This window comes from Bacillus sp. 166amftsu, from assembly GCF_900107445.1.
Lineage (GTDB): Bacteria > Bacillota > Bacilli > Bacillales > Bacillaceae_G > Bacillus_A > Bacillus_A arachidis.
On the sequence record NZ_FNQA01000022.1, the window covers coordinates 1 to 18,778 of the forward strand.

18 protein-coding genes and 2 pseudogenes are annotated in these 18,778 nt (G+C 33.2%); 10 read left to right on the plus strand and 10 right to left on the minus strand.

Annotated features, from left to right (window positions below):
- The 5 genes and pseudogenes from BLV40_RS24435 to BLV40_RS24455 form a co-directional block, all read right to left on the minus strand.
- Nucleotides 1-260, minus strand: a pseudogene (locus BLV40_RS24435) (IS6 family transposase); the annotation flags it as partial.
- A gap of 208 nt (nt 261-468) precedes the next feature.
- Nucleotides 469-675 (minus strand): hypothetical protein, encoded by a 207-nt coding sequence (locus BLV40_RS24440; protein WP_090694673.1) that lies wholly within the window; start codon nt 673-675, stop codon nt 469-471.
- A gap of 320 nt (nt 676-995) precedes the next feature.
- A complete protein-coding gene (locus BLV40_RS24445; RefSeq protein WP_090694675.1) occupies nt 996-3,947 on the minus strand; it encodes a Tn3 family transposase in 2,952 nt (983 codons plus the stop codon).
- Between the two features lie 31 nt (nt 3,948-3,978).
- The gene (locus tag BLV40_RS24450; RefSeq protein WP_090694678.1) at nt 3,979-4,524 is read right to left on the minus strand and encodes a recombinase family protein; all 546 of its coding nucleotides are present in this window, start codon (nt 4,522-4,524) and stop codon (nt 3,979-3,981) included.
- A gap of 270 nt (nt 4,525-4,794) precedes the next feature.
- Nucleotides 4,795-5,493 carry a Crp/Fnr family transcriptional regulator gene (locus tag BLV40_RS24455; protein ID WP_090694682.1) on the minus strand — a complete coding sequence of 233 codons (699 nt, stop codon included), beginning with the start codon at nt 5,491-5,493 and terminating at the stop codon, nt 4,795-4,797.
- Nucleotides 5,494-5,581: 88 nt separating this feature from the next.
- On the opposite strand from BLV40_RS24455, the gene BLV40_RS24460 reads away from it, so the two are divergent.
- The 3 genes from BLV40_RS24460 (at nt 5,582) to BLV40_RS24470 (ending at nt 8,287) form a co-directional block, all read left to right on the plus strand.
- A complete protein-coding gene (locus BLV40_RS24460; RefSeq protein ID WP_090694686.1) occupies nt 5,582-6,364 on the plus strand; it encodes an HAD-IIB family hydrolase in 783 nt (260 codons plus the stop codon).
- A gap of 143 nt (nt 6,365-6,507) precedes the next feature.
- On the plus strand, nt 6,508-7,200 hold the full coding sequence (locus tag BLV40_RS24465) for a M24 family metallopeptidase (RefSeq protein WP_090694689.1): 693 nt from the start codon (nt 6,508-6,510) through the stop codon (nt 7,198-7,200).
- Between the two features lie 442 nt (nt 7,201-7,642).
- Nucleotides 7,643-8,287, plus strand: a complete 645-nt coding sequence (locus tag BLV40_RS24470; RefSeq protein ID WP_090694692.1) for an alpha/beta family hydrolase — start codon at nt 7,643-7,645, stop codon at nt 8,285-8,287.
- A 1,270-nt stretch (nt 8,288-9,557) separates the two neighbouring features.
- Here BLV40_RS24470 and BLV40_RS24485 read toward each other — a convergent pair.
- Nucleotides 9,558-10,472: an Rpn family recombination-promoting nuclease/putative transposase gene (locus BLV40_RS24485; RefSeq protein WP_090694696.1), complete on the minus strand. Its 915-nt coding sequence runs from the start codon at nt 10,470-10,472 to the stop codon at nt 9,558-9,560.
- A 93-nt stretch (nt 10,473-10,565) separates the two neighbouring features.
- Nucleotides 10,566-11,549, minus strand: coding sequence for a DNA-binding protein (locus BLV40_RS24490; RefSeq protein WP_090694699.1), 984 nt, complete (start codon nt 11,547-11,549; stop codon nt 10,566-10,568).
- Between the two features lie 356 nt (nt 11,550-11,905).
- Here BLV40_RS24490 and BLV40_RS24495 point away from each other — a divergent pair, with 356 nt between their 5' ends.
- Entirely contained in the window at nt 11,906-13,066 is a 1,161-nt protein-coding gene (locus BLV40_RS24495) for a tyrosine-type recombinase/integrase (protein ID WP_090694703.1), read from the plus strand.
- Between the two features lie 509 nt (nt 13,067-13,575).
- Here BLV40_RS24495 and BLV40_RS24500 read toward each other — a convergent pair.
- The 3 genes and pseudogenes from BLV40_RS24500 to BLV40_RS24515 all read right to left on the minus strand — a co-directional run bounded on the left by BLV40_RS24500 (nt 13,576) and on the right by BLV40_RS24515 (nt 15,589).
- Nucleotides 13,576-14,456 (minus strand): annotated as a pseudogene (locus BLV40_RS24500) (Rpn family recombination-promoting nuclease/putative transposase).
- 517 nt (nt 14,457-14,973) lie between these two features.
- Nucleotides 14,974-15,246, minus strand: a complete 273-nt coding sequence (locus BLV40_RS24510; RefSeq protein ID WP_090694705.1) for an AbrB/MazE/SpoVT family DNA-binding domain-containing protein — start codon at nt 15,244-15,246, stop codon at nt 14,974-14,976.
- A gap of 136 nt (nt 15,247-15,382) precedes the next feature.
- Nucleotides 15,383-15,589 (minus strand): hypothetical protein, encoded by a 207-nt coding sequence (locus BLV40_RS24515; RefSeq protein ID WP_090694708.1) that lies wholly within the window; start codon nt 15,587-15,589, stop codon nt 15,383-15,385.
- 227 nt (nt 15,590-15,816) lie between these two features.
- Here BLV40_RS24515 and BLV40_RS29845 point away from each other — a divergent pair, with 227 nt between their 5' ends.
- From BLV40_RS29845 to BLV40_RS24540, 6 genes are all read left to right on the plus strand, one after another.
- Complete coding sequence (locus BLV40_RS29845; RefSeq protein ID WP_348519734.1) at nt 15,817-16,236, plus strand: glycosyltransferase; 420 nt, start codon at nt 15,817-15,819, stop codon at nt 16,234-16,236.
- A 63-nt stretch (nt 16,237-16,299) separates the two neighbouring features.
- The gene (locus BLV40_RS29850; RefSeq protein WP_348519735.1) at nt 16,300-16,596 is read left to right on the plus strand and encodes a nucleotide disphospho-sugar-binding domain-containing protein; all 297 of its coding nucleotides are present in this window, start codon (nt 16,300-16,302) and stop codon (nt 16,594-16,596) included.
- Between the two features lie 271 nt (nt 16,597-16,867).
- The gene (locus BLV40_RS29485) at nt 16,868-17,023 is read left to right on the plus strand and encodes a helix-turn-helix domain-containing protein (protein ID WP_244525451.1); all 156 of its coding nucleotides are present in this window, start codon (nt 16,868-16,870) and stop codon (nt 17,021-17,023) included.
- 297 nt (nt 17,024-17,320) lie between these two features.
- Complete coding sequence (locus tag BLV40_RS29855) at nt 17,321-17,512, plus strand: hypothetical protein (RefSeq protein ID WP_348519736.1); 192 nt, start codon at nt 17,321-17,323, stop codon at nt 17,510-17,512.
- Between the two features lie 117 nt (nt 17,513-17,629).
- Nucleotides 17,630-18,304 carry an RNA polymerase sigma factor gene (locus tag BLV40_RS24535; RefSeq protein WP_090694712.1) on the plus strand — a complete coding sequence of 225 codons (675 nt, stop codon included), beginning with the start codon at nt 17,630-17,632 and terminating at the stop codon, nt 18,302-18,304.
- 75 nt (nt 18,305-18,379) lie between these two features.
- Nucleotides 18,380-18,754: a VOC family protein gene (locus BLV40_RS24540; RefSeq protein WP_090694715.1), complete on the plus strand. Its 375-nt coding sequence runs from the start codon at nt 18,380-18,382 to the stop codon at nt 18,752-18,754.
- Nucleotides 18,755-18,778: the final 24 nt, after the last annotated feature.

An 18,778-nucleotide genomic window follows, 5' to 3' on the forward strand; every position in this document is an offset into this window, starting at 1 on the left:
CTTTTTACTTTGATATATGTTTCATCGACTCTCCAAGAGTCATTGGTTTGCTTGAGATGACGACGGATTCTTTTGTCTAATTCAGGACCATACTGATGAACCCAACGCATAATCGTTGTATGAGCAACGATTATGCCACGTTCCGCCATCATTTCCACCAAATCACGAAAGCTCAAGTTGTACCGTAGGTACCATCTTACGGTTTGCAAAATAATATCATGATGATAATGCTTCCACTTGAATAAATTTCGCTTTTTCATACTGATCACGCACCTTTTTAGAGTAATAGTATCAGTATGTCCAAGATTTAGAGATTACTTGCAATTATCTTGAAGTTTTCGCACCAGAACCACCCCACTTATCAGTAGTCACTGTATCTAGAAAAAACCCCTTCAATTTACTTGCTGAAGGGGTTTCATATTTACATAATTATCGTTATTGGAAGTTAAATATTGTTTAAGAAAAGGTTTACTGTTCTTTATATTTTCCTGGATCATTAACAAAGAAACGAACTTCTCCACATGTGGAACAAACATATGGAATTACTTCACTATACGTTGCACTTACAACAGCATGTTGGGATGGTTTATTTAAAATACCAACACTGCCTCCCACAGCTTTCAGAAGGGATTTTGTCAATGGTATTCCGCATTGATTACAAATCTTTTCTTTCATATAGTTTCTCCTTCATATCTAATCATTTTCCTTATTGTACCATTTAAGAGAGCCGATTTGTTCAGATTTTCGGATGTATATGGTATACATGTAAGGTTAACATAACGTCTCATTATCAGTAGTCAATAATGAATAAAATTTTCGTTATGGGGGAATTTTGATTCTTTAGCTTGATGGACATGACGTGCTACCCCTACAATAGGATAATTTCTTTTTATAAAGGGGTAGCACCAACAAAACGCGAATTTCGTACGCTAAGCAAAATTTTATAAAGAAAAAGCCGATTTCCTGTACGCTAAGAGATAATCGGCTTCTTACTACTAAGTTATCTGTAATGGTCGTAGAGAGTCTAATGGTGCAATTTCTTTTTTACTAAATCGGTATTCTCCTAGGAAGTTAATGTGTTCCCATCCTAATGGAGAAATGTGTTTTAATAGTTCTTCATCCAATTTTTCTTTTTTCTTCAAAACGCTTATTGCTTCACTTAAATAAACAGTATTCCACACACTAATTGCATTAATTAAGAGGTTTAGTGCACTACTTCTTTGAAGTTGATCTTGTAGCGCTCTTTCTCGTAATTCACCATGTTTTCCAAAGAAAATAGCTCGAGCAAGTGCATTCATAGCTTCTCCTTTATTCAATCCTCGTTGAATACGTCTACGCATTGTTTTATCTGAAAGATAATCTAAGATGAAAATTGTTTTCTCAATTCTTCCTATTTCTCTTAGTGCCTTCGCCACTTTATTTTGACGGGTATAAGACCCTAATTTTCCCATAATCAATGCACCTGATACTTTACCTTCTCGGATAGAATGAGCTAGCCGTAAAACATCATCATAATTATCGCAAATTAACTTCATATTAATTTGTCCCCGTATTAAGGATTCTATATTTGAGAATTCTTTAGGTGATCCAATCGTATATAATTTAGAAGTGGCTAAATCACGTAACCGGGGCGCAAAGCGAAAACCTAATAAATGAGCCAATCCAAAGACTTGATCTGTATAGCCCGCTGTATCTGTGTAATGCTCTTCAATAACCAAATCAGATTCATGATGTAATAATCCATCGATAACATGTACAGCATCTCTAGCATTTGTATTAATTACCTTGGTGTAAAAAGAAGAAAATTGATCACTTACGAATCGATAAATGGTCGCTCCTTTTCCGGTTCCATAGTGTGGATTGAAGCTAGCGCTGAGAGAAGATACCCCAATTTGAACTCTCATACCATCCGATGATGAAGTAGTCCCATCTCCCCAATAAGAGGATAAAGGGATTTTATGCTGAAAGTTTACAAGTATAGATTGAGCACGTTGTAAGGCATCGTCATACATTCGCCATTGGCTAGCATGAGCTAACTGATGATAGGTGATATCTGGAGTTGCATCTGCCATTTTAGTTAGACCAATATTAGTTCCCATCGCCATCATTGCAGCAAGAGATATAATAATTTCATCGCCTTTAGGCGGTTTATTTGTTGATGCGTGAATCAGTTGCTGTTCAAAATTTGTCCAATTCGACACTTCTAGTAATAAATCCGTTAGTTTTATACGTGGTAACATATTGTATAGCTTAGCGCTTAGTTTCTTGGCGTCTTCTGGGACATCTCGTTCTAAGCGATGAATACGCAAACTTCCTTTTTCTAAATCTAAGCCTTCTAGAGAATTTATATTTTTAGAAAAGGATTGAATTCGATGCAAAAGGGTTTCAGTGCGCTCTTTTATGTATTCTTCTACTTGAATCGGAACCGCTAACCTGGTACCGATATTTTTACTCTTTGTCCATTCTTGTTGTGGAATAAGATATTCATCAAAATCTTTATGTTGTCTACTACCTACAATAGAAATATCCCCTGAGCGTACATAATTTCGAAGTTCAGTAAATGCGGCCAATTCGTAAAAATGTCGATTAATACTCCCGTCTTCATCATATACATATCTTTCCCAACGCTTGGAAACAAAGCTTAATGGGGCACCTTCTGGAACTTTTCGTTTTCCAGCTTCATTTAACTCGTGGATAGTATCTAAAGCTAATAAAACGGGATTTGCATACTTGGTAGATCGAAATTCTAATGTTCTGAGTAGTGTTGGCGTATACTTACGTAAATAATTATAACGACTTTCTAATAAATCAAGATAATCATAATTCATAGGACGAGATAACTTTTTTGCTTCCTCTACAGAGGCTACAAATGTATCCCAAGGCATCACCGTTTCTAATAATAAAAATGGATCTAAGTTTTCTTGTCTAGCTTTAATTAAAGCTGTTCCTAGATTCGCGTAATGATTGATTTTTTCATTAACTGATTTTCCATTCTGTTTTTGAATTTCTTCTTGCTGTTTCCTTCCTTTTAGTTGAAGATTCATAATCTGTTTATCATGAATTTCAAATGCTTGATCAACCAAATCCTGTGTTAAATCTATTAAATATGCAATTATGATTGCATATTTTTTGGTGCTGTGAAATCGTCGGAACGAGAAAGGTTCATATCTTGCTCCTATTCGAGATAATTGTCGTATTCGATTTGGATGTAACCCTTTGGTATCAAGCTTTAATGTTAATTTTCTTATGTAATCTAAGCGTTCAATTACTTTTAAAAATGCGTCAGGAGAAAATTGGCCAGGTATTTCTCTTAGCCAGGATAAATAAGTTTTTGAAGTATTAGGCATTGGATGGAGTAGGCTATCTAACTTTTCTTGTTGTGAAGAAGTCAAAGAGGATGTTAGTACTTTAAAAATTTTTTCTTCTGTACGCTTACGTACTTCCCATACAACTCGTTCTATTGTTGGTATTGCAGGTAAAATAATTTTCTCTTTTCGTAGTTCTTGTAATACAGTTTGAATCAGATACATTGTATTTCCATTTTCTAATGCATATGGTTCTAGAAATTTAGAAATCCTTCGATAATCACGAGTGGTAAAGTTACGATATCCATATTCTTTACGTATTTCTTCTAGATGTTCCCGCCTAGTAGGTTCTCGTTTTGCATATGCTTCATAGACCGTATGATCTACACCAATTTGTTTAGCAACAAACTTTAAGAGTCCTTCAGGAATTACTGGTATATTCGTAACAGTAATTCCTGGATATCTTATGACACAAAGCTGAACAGCAAATCCTAAGCGATTGTGATCTCTACGATGTTGATTAATAATTTCAAGATCTTCTGCAGAGAATGTGTAATGCAGTGCTAGCTCATGTTCTGTTTCAACAGAAATATGTAATAGTTCTTCCCTTTGTACAGGTGTGAGAAGTTCTTTTCCTCTCATAATATTTCCTCCATTTATAAAAGTAATGAGGTTATTTGTTAATGTATCGATACAATGTTGTTTTACTTAGACCGGTAGCCTCTGTAATTTGTTTAATGCTATATTCTTTACTTTGATACATTTTAAGAGCCATTTCTACCTTATCTGTATGTTTTTGTGGTCTTCCGCCTTTTTTCCCACGGGCTCTAGCTGCGTTTAATCCTGTTTTGGTACGTTCGCTAATAATATCTCTTTCTAATTCTGCAATACTTGCCATCATTCGAAAGAAGAATTTCCCCATAGCATTAGATGTATCAATGTTGTCATGAATAGAAATAAAATCTACACCCAGTTCTTTGAATTTTTCACTTAACTCAATTAGGTGTTTTGTAGATCGAGAAATTCGATCAAGTTTGTAAACGACTATCTTATCGCCTTTACGTAATACCTTTAGCAACTCTTCGAGCTGAGGACGATCTTTTTTTGTTCCTGTCATTTTCTCTTGATATAACTTATCTATACCATATTGTTGCAAAGCATCTATTTGCATATCGAGATTTTGTTCTTCTGTGCTGACACGAGCATAACCAAAAATCAAATTGTTTCACTTCCTATCTAAATATATCTATTAAAATAGTACCAAAAACCTTGTTGAATTAAAATAAGGAACTTTGTTTTTGGATATGGGTTTTGGTACTTGATATGGATGGATTTTTAACGCTTTTGTTTAAAAACAAACAAGTTCCATAAACGGTCGTTTTCGGTACGATAAATTCATAAAAATCACATCAATTAGGGGTCACCATATCAGAAAGAGAGAATTAACGAATTTTAAGGATAACCCCCGAGAAATCAGAGTTATCCATTTTTATTTATATCGGATTCCATTAGATATTTCCTCCAAACAGCTCCAATTCAATATACGAATAGAGTTTTTATCTCTTTCAATAATTTTCTTTTCAGATAGCGAATGAATAACTCGATTTAGATGTCGATATGTCGTGCCAAGTAAATCTGCAACCTCTTTTATATTGGAAGTCTTTAGCTCCATTCCAAAGATGTTATCGGGGTCAGGTGATATCGTGGACATAAGATAGCTCGCAAACTTGTTTTCCACAGATGCTAATAAATTTACACGAGAAGCTGTTGTACAAGTTTGAAGCTTATAGCTTACATGTTCTAAAAGTGTATGTAAAAACTGCGGATTGTTCATTTCATGCTGTTTTATATAATCAAAATGTAGTCCAATTAATAAGCATTCATTAACTGCTTTAACCTGTGATTGGACGGGAACGTTTCGAATTAATTCAATATCACCAATAATGGAAAATGGTTGGACAAATCGTAGTAAAAGTAATTTTCCAGTTTCAACACTTGATGTTATTTTCACTTTTCCTTCCACCAAAAATAATAATGATTCTAGTTCAATTCCCTCAAGTAAAATAATTTCATCTTGTTCATATTGTTGCAGTGTAAATGGGAGTTGTTTTTCTCGGCCAAATATTTCTTCAATATGATATTCTCGTAATTTTGTTTCAAGTAGCTTCAAGTCATGAATAAATTCCATATAATACTCCTTTTGGGACATATGTCCTTTTCATTATAAGATAAACTGATATGATAAGAACAATAAAAAATTTTAGGAGTGGCATAGAATGAAATTTGTATTCGATTTAGATGGGACAATTTGCTTTAAAGGTCAGCCTATTTCCGAAAGACTACTAGTATCATTAGAAAAACTAGTAGCTCAAGGGCACGAAGTCATTTTTGCATCGGCTAGGCCAATACGTGATTTACTTCCCATCTTACATGAACGTTTTCATCAATACCCAATGATTGGTGGAAATGGATCAATGATTGCAATTAAAGGGAAAATCATATCAACGATTAGTTTTGATGAAGAAACGCTTGCAAATATTGTTCAATTACTTAGAACTTATAATGCTTCTTATTTAATAGATGGTGACTGGGATTATGCCTATACAGGGCCAGCCACACATCCGATTTTGAATAATCTTGATCCAGAAGGACGTGCTAAAAACGTTAAATTGGATAAATTACAGTCAATCGTAAAAATTTTAGTGCTTACTTCAGACAATATGGAAGCAGTTGAAGAACGGCTTAGCAATATGAATGTTGTGGTTCACTCTCACGGAAACGAAGGAATCTTAGACATAAGTCCAAACGGAATAGATAAGTGGAGTGGATTGCAACAATTGGGTGTGGAAGAAAAAGAATATATAGCATTTGGTAATGATGCGAATGATATTACAATGTTTCAACATGCGATGTACTCTGTTATGATTGGTGAAAGCTTACAATTAGCACCGTTTTCATCTGAACAACTAGTATTAAGTGAGAATATAGAAAACATTCTAGAGCAAAGACTTAGTGAATTAGGAGATATAAATATAATTAAGAAGTTGGTAAGCCTATAAGGGGGAGAACTAGCGTAGCTGACACAGACTGAAAAGTAAAAATTATAGAAGTTCTGAAACCCTATAATTTACTAAAATTACATAAATGTGTTATTTTTGTATATTTAATTTCACAATACTATTATGAAAGGTGAGAGGTAGTTTTGAAACAATCCCTAGATAAGAGACGTTTAGCTTTACGAAAAGCTGAATGCAAGGCCGAAGATCTTTTCAGAGCGATTGAAGAAAAAGGGATACTACGTAGTGATGTAACTGAAAAACAAATCAATCGAGAAATTTATGAATTGGCTTTTCAAATGTTCGGAATCAAAAAATATTGGCATAAACGCATTGTACGAGCTGGAAAGAACACATTATATCCTTATAGAGAAAATCCACCAGATTTAACGGTGCTAGAGGGAGATATTATCTTTCTTGACTTCGGTCCTATTTTTGAAGATTGGGAAGCTGATTTTGGTAGGACATACGTCCTTGGAGAAGATCCAGTCAAATTAAAACTACGTAATGATATTGAACAGGCCTGGGAAGAAGGAAAAGCCTTCTTTCAATCTAATCCTACTATCACAGGTAGTGAACTTTTCTCATTTGTTTGTGATCTTGCCAAAAAGTATGGGTGGGAATATGGAGGTCCACATGCTGGTCATCTCATTGGTGAGTTCCCACATGAACAAGTTCAAGGAGAAGAAGTTGAGAACTATATTCATATTGATAATAATGTTTCCATGAGAGAACTTGATAAGAACGGTCAACCGCGGGATTGGATTCTGGAGATACATTTTATTGATCGAGAACTAGAAATAGGCGGTTTCTTTGAACAGCTATTAACAGTTGAATAGATTGTATAGTGTATACATAAAGTTTACACAACATCTCATTATCGATAGTTGAAAAAAGAAGAAAGGCCATAACGACAAGGCATATGGTCTTTCCCTCTTTATTTAGGACTGATACCAGCGTAGCTGACATAGGCCGTAAAGTAAGAAAATGAAAAGTTCCTAAAACGGTGAGTAACGGAACTTTACTCGGAACCACGGTCCAATTATTACCAGTCATTAACATATACTTTGTAGCTGGTACTACCCTTAATAAGTAACTTATACTTTATGAAATAATTAAAGCCTAATTTCTCGTTATTGTAGCTTGAAATTAGGCTTTTTTATATGGTGACCCCTATGTTGTATTTCCTTAGCGTACGAAATTCGCGTTTTGTTGGTGCTACCCCATAAAGAATCGGTAAGGTATGTTAGAATATTCATAAAAGTTATAGAGGAGAAAACAATGAATGTTCATAAAAAGAAGATACAAATCAACGACACAGCAATTAGTTACACACACATAGAAGTTGGTTCCAAAACCATTTGCTTTATGTTTTCTGGAGCAGGATATCAGTACGATAGCCCGTTGTTTTATTATTCGACGATGGTAATGCTTCAAAACAACATCGATATTGTCCATATTCATTACTCGTATGATGAGCAAACAATGAAAAAAACCAATGAAGAACTAACTAAGATAATGATGGATGATATTAATCCCGTGATGGTGGAAGTTTTAAAAAATGGTCAATACAATAATACAATTTTTTTAGGGAAATCACTCGGAACCATTCCAATTGCAAATGAGCTAATGAAGAGAGATGAATTTTTAAAGTCAAAAATGATTTTACTTACCCCGCTGTTGAGGTCCGATTCAGTATTTGACTCTATTTTTAATAGTCAACATCAAGGACTGTTAGTTATCGGGAATAAAGATCATCATTACAATTCAACTCAAATTAACCGATTAAGTAACTCGAATTTAAAAATTGATGTTGTCCAAAATGCAAACCACTCCTTAGATATTGAAGGATTTGAAGCAACAAATTCAATTTTAGTTTTATCCGAAATAATGAAAAAACTTCAAGAAACCATCAGTTCAAATTAACCATAAACTGGTATTATCAATAATTCAACAATTAGTATGCTAATTTATTTTAATTTTGTACTTCAAAACCGAACCCGTTTGTTTACTTTTATTCAGCCTTTTTATGTACACTATTGATGGAATAATAGTCCGCTATCTATATTGATTTTGTCACCGCCACGATTAACAAGCTTAATCTTAAAGTAATCTTGACCACCTGTGAGATGACCTTGAGAGTTCAGCTCACAGGTGGTGTTTATTTTTCTTAAGTTGATGGATGTGTGGTGTTATGCTCTGAAGTGAAAGTAAACAAATATGTAAAAGTTTACTTTCATTTTTAAAAATATTTACAACTAATTTTGTAATAAATTTCTCAATATAGATGTAACTGTTATCTATGGTTTTGATATTTAAAAATATAATATAATAAAAATAAGATGGTTATTACCCTTTGTTTTACTCCTTATGCTGAAGATAAGATTGCATTCTCCGGTCTTATCTTTTTTCTTTCTAGAAATTTAATGCAAAAAAATAGAATCCTTACCATAAGGATTCTTGCAACAGGAAATAACAAAATATAAATAAAAAAAGAATTACTTATATTATAGTTTATATAACGATAATATAATATTGAGAAATGTTTCCATAAATCTAGTATGTATTACGTAGCAAGTGTAGAGATCACCTGTTTGGGGTCACCTTAAGGATTTTATAATACCCTTAAATACAAAAAACATTATCCTTTCTAAATAAGCTAGATTAGAAAGGATAATGTTTTTTTGCTTTATGGATAGCGATGTAGCGTTACCACAACAATTAATTAGGAATCATAAGCCTTTGGTGAACTACCCGCCACTTAAATTCTAAAGAATTTTGAAGTGGGAGCTTCTCAGTTCCACGACGAAAGCAACCTTTTGTCTCCCTGAGCGTTACTTCGGGTTATTCCACCCCTAGATGTCCAACGCTTGGACGTTCTTTTTTACGGTTGATATTTTACGCAGGAACCGAATGGCTTGGTTTTCGCGCTCTGTTTCCTTCCTGCAACCTTATATATCAAGTTATCAAAGAACTTCATATGTCTAGTTTATCAAAAGTTTTTGGCTAACGCCAAACCGAAATTCATCTCCCACCTACCGTTGGGCTATCTCCCTGCACACGCTTGAGGAAGGAGAATTCTTTCGTATAAAAGTTAAATACACAGTATATTCAACCTTTCCAGGAAAAAAAGAATAAGAATGAAATAACAAAAGCTTTGCAAATCTTTTCGCAAAGCTTTTTATTATAGTACATATTATAATAATAGCTTTCGTATTTCTTCTGTACTTAGACCAGTAAATTTTGCAATGTCTTCTAATGGCATACCATTTTTTTTCATACCACGAATTAATTGGATTTTCCCCTGTTCAATGCCTTCTTCTCGTCCTTTTTGAATTCCTTTCTCTAAGCCTTCCTCTATGCCTTCTTCGCGAGCATGAGCTATTTTAGCTTGTTCATCTAGAAGTACCTTCTCACGTGCTTCATACGCTGTTCGGAAAGATGAATCATGACTCATATTTTCCCATTTATTCATAGCCTTTTGTAAAATTGGATCTTGATTCATTGCAATCTCCTCCAATGTTTGAGTTAAATGTTCGTCTTCATGTGCTGGTAATAATAACATCCAGCGAACAAATGTATTTTCCCATGGATTCACTTTTTCTTCACGCCATTGTTTCACAAGTTTCGGAATCTCTACAAAATGAATTTCCATATCATTACTTAAGATTTGTTGTGTTTTCGTATTCCATAACTGTCCGATTGTATGAAAGGATTCATCATTAGAAAACAGTATAAAATCTAATAAATTAATGGTAATTGTTTTACGAAGTGAACGGTATGGCATTCCCTCTTGCATTTGGGATGTGTAGAGCTTACTCCAATAGTATAAAGATCGTTTTACCATATCATGTGTATTTCGAAGTTGAATTTCAATATTCACTTGCGTTCCGTTATCGAGTGTAGCTAATAAATCTAAAATAGATAACTTATCATCTTCATAAGATTTATGAAGATGTGGATCCTCTAATTGTAAAGAGGTAATAGGTGTATCTAAAGATTCTTCTAAGATGGCGTTTAGAAATCCAGTTAAGATTTCTTCATTCCCCTTTGTTCCGAATAATTGTTTAAAAGCAAAATCGATTCGTAAATTTACTAATTTTGTGGACATGGGTTTTCTCTCCCTGTCTTTCTTTTCTTAACTGTATTGTATAAAATAGTCCTCTGTATATGCAAATCTCTTAAGAAACTTTTCAACAGAAGCTTAATGTTTATACAGCGCATGTTGATTAATTTTATCTTGGATTGCGCTTGCAATGAATTCTTCGATCGTACTGTTAGTTTCTTCAACTATTTTATTAATCGCTTGATATTCTTTGCTGGACATCGTAACGGGTTTAGTCACGCTGCTGCTATCTAAATACACACTATTATTCACACGCTTTATTAATTTTCCTTCTATTAAATATGGTGTTAAAGTTTCAATCCATTCCATCTGCATACCCATAGGTAATTCAATGAGGGACTGACGCACATCAAAATACAAAAAACCTTCTTCTTCAGAAACCTTCAGATTCCTTGGTGAAACATACTGTAGTATTAAATCAACCAGTTGAAAAGAACTACTACGCAATTGATCAGATTTTGGTATACGAAATTTAACAAATCTTTGATGATGGCTACGTGGTTTTTCGGATAATTTATATGCCGGTACGTACCCTGATTTTTTCGCTTCCTTTAAGGTAAATTCACTTCCAAATTCATCAATCAGCATAATATCTCCACGCTTTGGAATAGAGATGACTCTTGCTATCGTATTCCCCTGAAGGTACCTTTGGAACAGGACTGTATTATACTTTTGAGAGTATGTATACAGTGAATTTGCTTGATCAAATCGATGTACAAGTTGACGTAATTCTTCTTCTTTAATGAATTTAGTTTTGCGGTTACGATGTTCCTGTATAGTGGTCGTTAACTCTCCATCTTTTAACCATTTTTCTAATTGATAGGTGCTTACATCATATTTTTTACTAGCTTGGTATAGCGTAAGCCCTTCTGTTTCCCTTTCCTTTTTTATAGTTTCAACATCTTCTTTTTTGAAAAGAAAACTTCCATCTAAACGCCATGTGTCTTTATTTATCGGAACTAATTGCTCTTGCTTTATAAGATTGTTTATAACGAAATTACTAACACCTAAATATTCTTTCGCTTCTGTTGTATTCATAATGATTTGTTGATTCTCATTCATGTTATTCTCCCTTTTTTACTTGTTTTATATTTGAGTCAATCATTTATGTAGTTTGATTTTAATTTCAAGAAATATATAACTGTAATTTATTATATCATAGATATTGTTTTATATTTTCTTGCAAATATATAAAGTTTATTTATATTTACTAATTAAATTATCATTTGTGTTTTATGAAACATAAACATAAGTTATTTATAAATTTAAGATAATTATAACCATAGAAAATGGGAGATTTTCTATAGTCATATTACACTTTCATTTTTATAAAATTTAATCTTACTATATAAATAATTTTCAATGTAAATCAGTTATAATAATAGATATAAAAGAAATTAATAAGGAGTTGAATAACAATGAAATTTGAATTGAATACAATTCATAGTGAAACTTCTTTAGAAAATATAGAGAAACAAAAGCAAAATTTCTCAAACATAATTTCATTATGGAATCGTGATTATATTAATGAAGCTGAATTTAAAAAGGAAAATAATGAAAGAGAAGATTTATATACATATGATGGATTTTCAGATGAAGAAATATTGTACTACTACTTGAATCGGCAAACCCATTTTGACCAAGAGAAGCGTATAAAGGATGCATCTAGGACTCTATATGCACGTGATTTAAGCCAGTTTTACTTCTTTATTAAACAAAGTACAGAATTTCTGCAGCAAGATGTTAAAGATTATGAAGTTGGCCAAGTTTGGAGAAACCTAAGAAAGAGGCATATCCGAAACTATCAAAAGTGGTTATCCCAGGAGGCAATCTCCTATCAATCAAAAGAAAAGTACAAAGCATCTACGATTAGTAGGAAACTTGGTGTCATCCGTTCTTATTTGAAATGGCTATATGAAGTTCAATATATCCAGGAACCTCTTCATGTGGAGATTCTAAGTACGATCATTAATAAACGCCATAAACCAAAACGCGAGTTATCATATGAGGAAGTGAAGCAGTTGCTTCATTATTATAGGGACAATGAAATCAATTACGCTCTATTATCGGTCCTAGCTACTACAGGGTTACGTGTTGCAGAAGTTGCGCATGCAATGTGGGAAGATCTTGAGTATGACGCTATACGTGGACGTTACTATTTAACAGTTGATACAAAGGGAGATAATGAACGAATTGTTTCTATTAATAAAGAGATTTTTAATCGGATTGTTGCATTTCGAATACGGAGAAGGTTACCTATAGACATTGGGAATAAAAATGGTGGGACTATATTTCAAACAAAGAACCATACTGCTTATAGAGAGAATTACTTGTCACAATACATCTCTAAAATCATTAAAGATACTAAATTACCCTTTACAGAGAATACACAAATTACTCCCCACTTTTTTAGACACTTTTATGTACAGTATTTGTATGATTACAAAGGATTACCACCTCATGTCATCGCAGCCGCAGTTGGCCATAAAAATGATCGGACGACAAAAGAAAATTATCTGAAGCAGAGATTAACGAAAGATAATGATGCTGGAAATTTAATTGCGGAAGCTGAATTTTAATTTTACTGCCACATGTCCCATTTCGTTTTCGTCTTACATGACTTCAGTAGCGTTGTTTATAGTTATGTACTTTTTATATAATAAAAGTAATTTCATCACTTATTTTTCAGTGTCGAGTTCCATAGTTTCTTCGCCAAGCTTCCCTAAAAATCAAACATATTCATAGGGAAGCTTGTAGAACCTTGCTATAACGAAGGTGGAACTATTTCCCAATTACTGTTGAAGGAGCTTAGAAGTGGAAATGATAAGAGACATTTTATTATCTAAAATAGATACATTAAATGAAAACGAGAAACTACCCCCAAATAAAAAAACGTTATTCTTTCTTAACAAAAGTGAATCACCAGCAGCAAATACATTTACATATAGGGGTACCGTTCTAAGCAATTGAATTAAAGAAAAGCGAGTGGATGGAAGAATAGAGGACAGACAATACAGAGTACAAGAATGCGAGTGCAATAAACAAAAGCTTTGCGAGATCTTTCGCAAAGCTTTTATAATGATACGTATTATAATAGTATTTTTTGTATTTCTTCTGTGCTTAGACCAGTAAATTTTGCAATATCTTCTAACGGCATTCCATTTTTATGCATACCACGAATTAATTGTGCACGCTCAGCTAATTTACCTTCTTCTTTACCTTCCTCATGAGCATGAGCTATTTTAGCTTGTTCATCTAGAAGTACTTTCTCACGAGCTTCATAAGCTGTTCGGAAAGAAGAATCATGGCTCATATTTTCCCATTTATTCATTGCCTTTTGTAAAATTGGATCTTGATTCATCGCAATCTCCTCCAATGTCTGAGTTAAGTGTTCATCTTCATGGGCTGGTAACAATAACATCCAACGGACAAATGTATTTTCCCATGGATTTACTTTTTCTTCACGCCATTGTTTCACTAATTTTGGAATCTCTACAAAATGGATTTCAATATCGTCACTTAAAACCTGTTGTGTTTTCGAATTCCATAATTGCCCGATGGTGTGAAATGAGTCTTCATAAGAAAATAATATGAAATCTAATAAGTTAATGGTAATTGTTTTCCGAAGCGAACGATATGGCATCCCTTCTTGCATTTGGGATGTATAGAGCTTACTCCAATAGTACAAAGAGCGTTTTACCATATCATGTGTATTTCGGAGTTGAATCTCAATATTCACTTGCGTTCCATTGTCAAGTGTTGCTAATAAGTCTAGTATGGATAACTTATCATCTTCATAAGACTTATGAAGATGTGGGTCTTCCAATTGTAGTGATGAAATAGGTGTATCTAAAGACTCTTCTAAGATAGCATTTAGAAAAATCCAATTAAGATTTCTTCATTCCCCTTTGTTCCAAATAACTGTTTAAAAGCAAAATCAATTCGTAAATTTACTAAATTTGTGGACATGGGTTTTCTCTCCCTGTCTTTCTTTTCTTAACTGTATTTTATAAGAAAATTCCCTACACATGCAAATGCTACTGTTACTATTGTAGCTTCTTTATCATTTTCCGACAGAAGTCTCCCTCTTCAATTTTTCGTGAAGGTGCGATAGCACCAGCAAATAGGTGGGAGATGAATGTTGATTGGCGTAAGCCAAAATGTTTGCTTTCATATACTTGTACAGATTGCTCTTTGAATACTGAAGATATGAGGTTAGTTGCAGAAAAATCGTTGCAATCGTAAAATCTTCAACGCTCTATCGCCCCACGCTTGCCGAAATTGTGAAAATCAAGCTTAAAGTAGGAAGCGTGGTGAGTCAACATATAAGATATTTAAGTTCTCATCGTAGGAACTACGGGCAGAGCCTGCTAAGATAACTGGTGGATCCATCGGTGTTCGCAGGGATTTCCCACTTCAAACAAACTGCAAGGTCGTTAAGTGGGGGTAGTCCAATATGTAGAGTTCTTACTAATATTTTTCTATTTCACAAGATATTGCTTAATTCTTTTACTAACAGTTCGGTGCCTTTTGGACTAAGAACAATCTTGCCTTCTGCTAGAGAACAATTTCTTTCCGAAACATCTCCTGTTATCATACACGCCTGGTGAGATTGATATTTTTGTAAAATGATCTTATCATCTTCTACAAAGATTTCCATTGGACCTTTTTCTTCAATCCCTAATGTTCTTCTAAGCTCCATGGGAATAACAATACGCCCTAATTCATCAATTCTTCTAGTAATCCCTGTTGATTTCATAAAATCTTACCCTTTATTAGTCTAATTTCTTCATATTTATTATAAGTAAATTTTACCACGCGGAATAGTTTGATATACTCATTGAAATATGATTGTCACACATAAGAAAAAGCCCTGCTATATAAGCAAGACTTTGTCACACAATTGTATATCTACTATCCTCTGAAACACACAAATTGGCCGTATCAATTCTTACATGACATTTCCCCAATCGTCGCTTGACTTCTGATTTCAACTTTTCGTTTGCCTCCTCTAAAGAACGTGCTGGAATGATTGCGGATTGTAAACCTTTTTCCTTGCCACCATACACTACTGAAAAATCAATTTCATACCGATGTATCATGGTTCCTCATGTCCCTTCTTTTGAAATCACTTTGTCCATTCAAACGAAAGATAAATACCAATATATAAGTAAATATATGCAATGTTTTCTAAAAAGTTGTCCATTATTCTCTTATTTCTTTAAAAATCTATATGAACCCTTTAACAAATTGAATAAGAAAAAATCTTGGGGATTAGAGCAGTTAACTTATCACTAAGTCTATAGCAGTTGATATATCTGTTTTTTTAATGGAACTATTATTACACATAGTGAAATCCATGGATAAAATTATAGGCATAATTTTAGAAGGGGTCAAAGAAGGATACGATTATGTTATATATGATAATAATTTCGCTGTTGGATGGATCATAGCAGAAGTACTACAATTACCTAAAATTTCTTCATGTACAACATTTGCAATTACTAAAAAAATCTCCTCCGCTCTTATGAAAAATCATGGAGAGGAGGAAGAAAAATCTCCTTTATATCAGGAAATTATGTGCATTTTGAAAAAATGGGAAGATACTTATGGCATTACCCTTAATGAAAAACAAAATGTGATGACATGTCCTGGAGATATTACAATTGTATATACATCCAAAGTATATCAACTAGATGTAGAAGAATTTGATAATTCTTACATATTTGTTGGACCCTTTATTACATAACGTAAAGATGTGGAGCCTGTTTCCTTAGAGCGAGAAGAAGGAAACAAACTCATTTTTATTTCTATGGGAACTGTATTTAATCAACAGCCAGACTTTTATCATACATGCTTTGAAGCATTTCGAGATAGCCCGGTTACTGTCATATTAGCTGTAGGAAAATGTACTGATAGTAATCAATTTAAAAATATCCCTCCTAATTTTAGGATGTATAATTACGTTCCTCAATTGGATATACTGCAACATGCTGATTTATTTATTACGCATGGAGGAATGAATAGTTCCAGTGAAAGTTTATATTTTTGTGTTCCTATGCTAGTTATTCCCGTTATGGGGGAACAGCCTATAATACTAAAAGGATAGAAGAATTAAAAGCAGGGGTTCAATTAAGTCGTAAAAAACTTACTCCAGAGATATTACGTAATACAACAATGCATGTATTATCGAATGGTTTTTATACAGAGAATAGCTATGAAATTGGAGAATCTTTAAAAAATGCTGAGAGATATAATAAGGCAGCTGATGAAATTGAAACCTTTAAATAAAAAAAGGTATTAAATAAGGAAAAACGGTTCTGTTGCAAGGTTTGAAAAAAGCATAAACAGAACCGTAGCAGCTATTTGATTAGTAAACAATGTTATCCCAGAATATAGCGACTCGCTTGTTTAAAGAATATCATACAATACCGAAAAATCTTCCTTATGAATTGACTCGTCGTGAAATGGATGTATTAGGGTATCTTAAAGAAGAACTTCGATATAAAGAGATTGCAGCAAAGTTATTTTTATAAGAAGGAAATGTAAGAAATTATGCTTCTTCTATTTATATGAAACTGCAAGTTTCAGGAAGGAGAGAAGCAGTAAAAAAAGCGGTGGATGAAGCTTTTTTATAAAAAACGTAAAATCTAATTGGGACTATTTAAATTGATTATTTTCTCCCTTCCTCTTATTGAGGCGTCACTTTGAAGATGATTTTTTGTTTTATTTTAATAAAGGGATATTAAAAGATTTTGTAGAATAAATGATTCGGGAGAGGTGAAGAGATTATGCTATATGTAGAAACGTTGGGAGAATTGGCGGTATGAGGAATATATACCGAGAGACAAATTTCTAATTTGTTATACAATGATAGAACAGGAATAACCATCTTGTGCAATTCTGTATCAAAATTTGGTGAATCTGAAACAGAAAGATTTCAAGTGATGGGTAAGTATGAAATATATAATCATAGAAATGAGGTAATTCGTCTCTTAACTGTAGGAACTACTGGGATAGCCTAATCAATTAGAAACCGCTAGGTTTCCGTACTTAGGAATCTTCCACTTCAAACAGTCCATAAGGACGTTAAGTGGTGAGTAGTTCAAACATTATAGAATATATAGAGGGGATGATAAATAATGGATTTTAAAGAATGGATAATTCCTTATCAGAAAGATCTTTCTCAATACTGTTATTACCTAGCCGGTACTAAATGGGATGCAGAAGATTTAAAGCAAGAAACTATGTTCAAAGCTTTTCGATATTTTAAAGAAATTATACAGCACCCCTCCCCAAAGGCTTATCTTTTTAAAATTGCTTCAACAGTTTGGGCGGATTTTTATCGGAAAAATCCCATTTATCAAATAAAGTTAACAGAAAACTCAAATTATAATGAAGACTATGAATCTCCTTTTCTTTTAGAGGAGGCAATGAAAATACTTGTCAGTATTCTTCCTCCCCAACAAGCAACCGTATATTTGTTAATTGATGTTTTTGGATTCAAACCCAAAGAAGTAGCTCTATTATTAGAGCACACTGAAGGAGGCATAAAGGCTGCTCTTTATCGTGGTAGAAGAAAATTAAAATATTTAAAAAACAAATACAAAAGTAAAGGCAACATAGAGAATAATCAAAATTCCCAATATATAAAGGAATTTATACAAGCTTTTCGAACAAATAACCCTTTACTAATACGAGATGCATATATTTTATTATCCTTAAATAAAGTGCAAATTGAGCAAACCACATTTAGAACAACAATATTCTTTTCATTTACAGATTTAGAAGGAAATATTTTAGTGGTCAATGTGTAAAAATTTTTATTTTAGCGTATCTATTTACTTCCTTATCACGTTATTTATATTGAATACTTTTTAGGAGGGAAATTAATGTTAAAAATAGGAGCAGTTTTTATTCCTGTGACAGATATAGAAAAATCTGTAGAGTGGTATAAAGATCATCTAGAATTAAGTTATATAGATACTTGGCCAGACGGTGAAGGTGCAGATTTTTATTTTAATTCTGAGAAACAATACTTAAGTCTTGTAAAAGTCGAAGGGAAACAATCAATGAATTTTACAGTAAATCCAAAATACCAAAATCCATTTTACAATTTTACAACCAATGACTTAGAGGGGACACATAAGAGATTGCAGCAAAAAGGGGTGCACGTTACAGATATTAGAAGTGATGGTCCTATAATAGGATTTGATTTTTATGATTTATTTGGGAACAAACTAGGGGTAATAATTGATAAGAAGTAAAAAATTATAATTTCTTGAGCGATT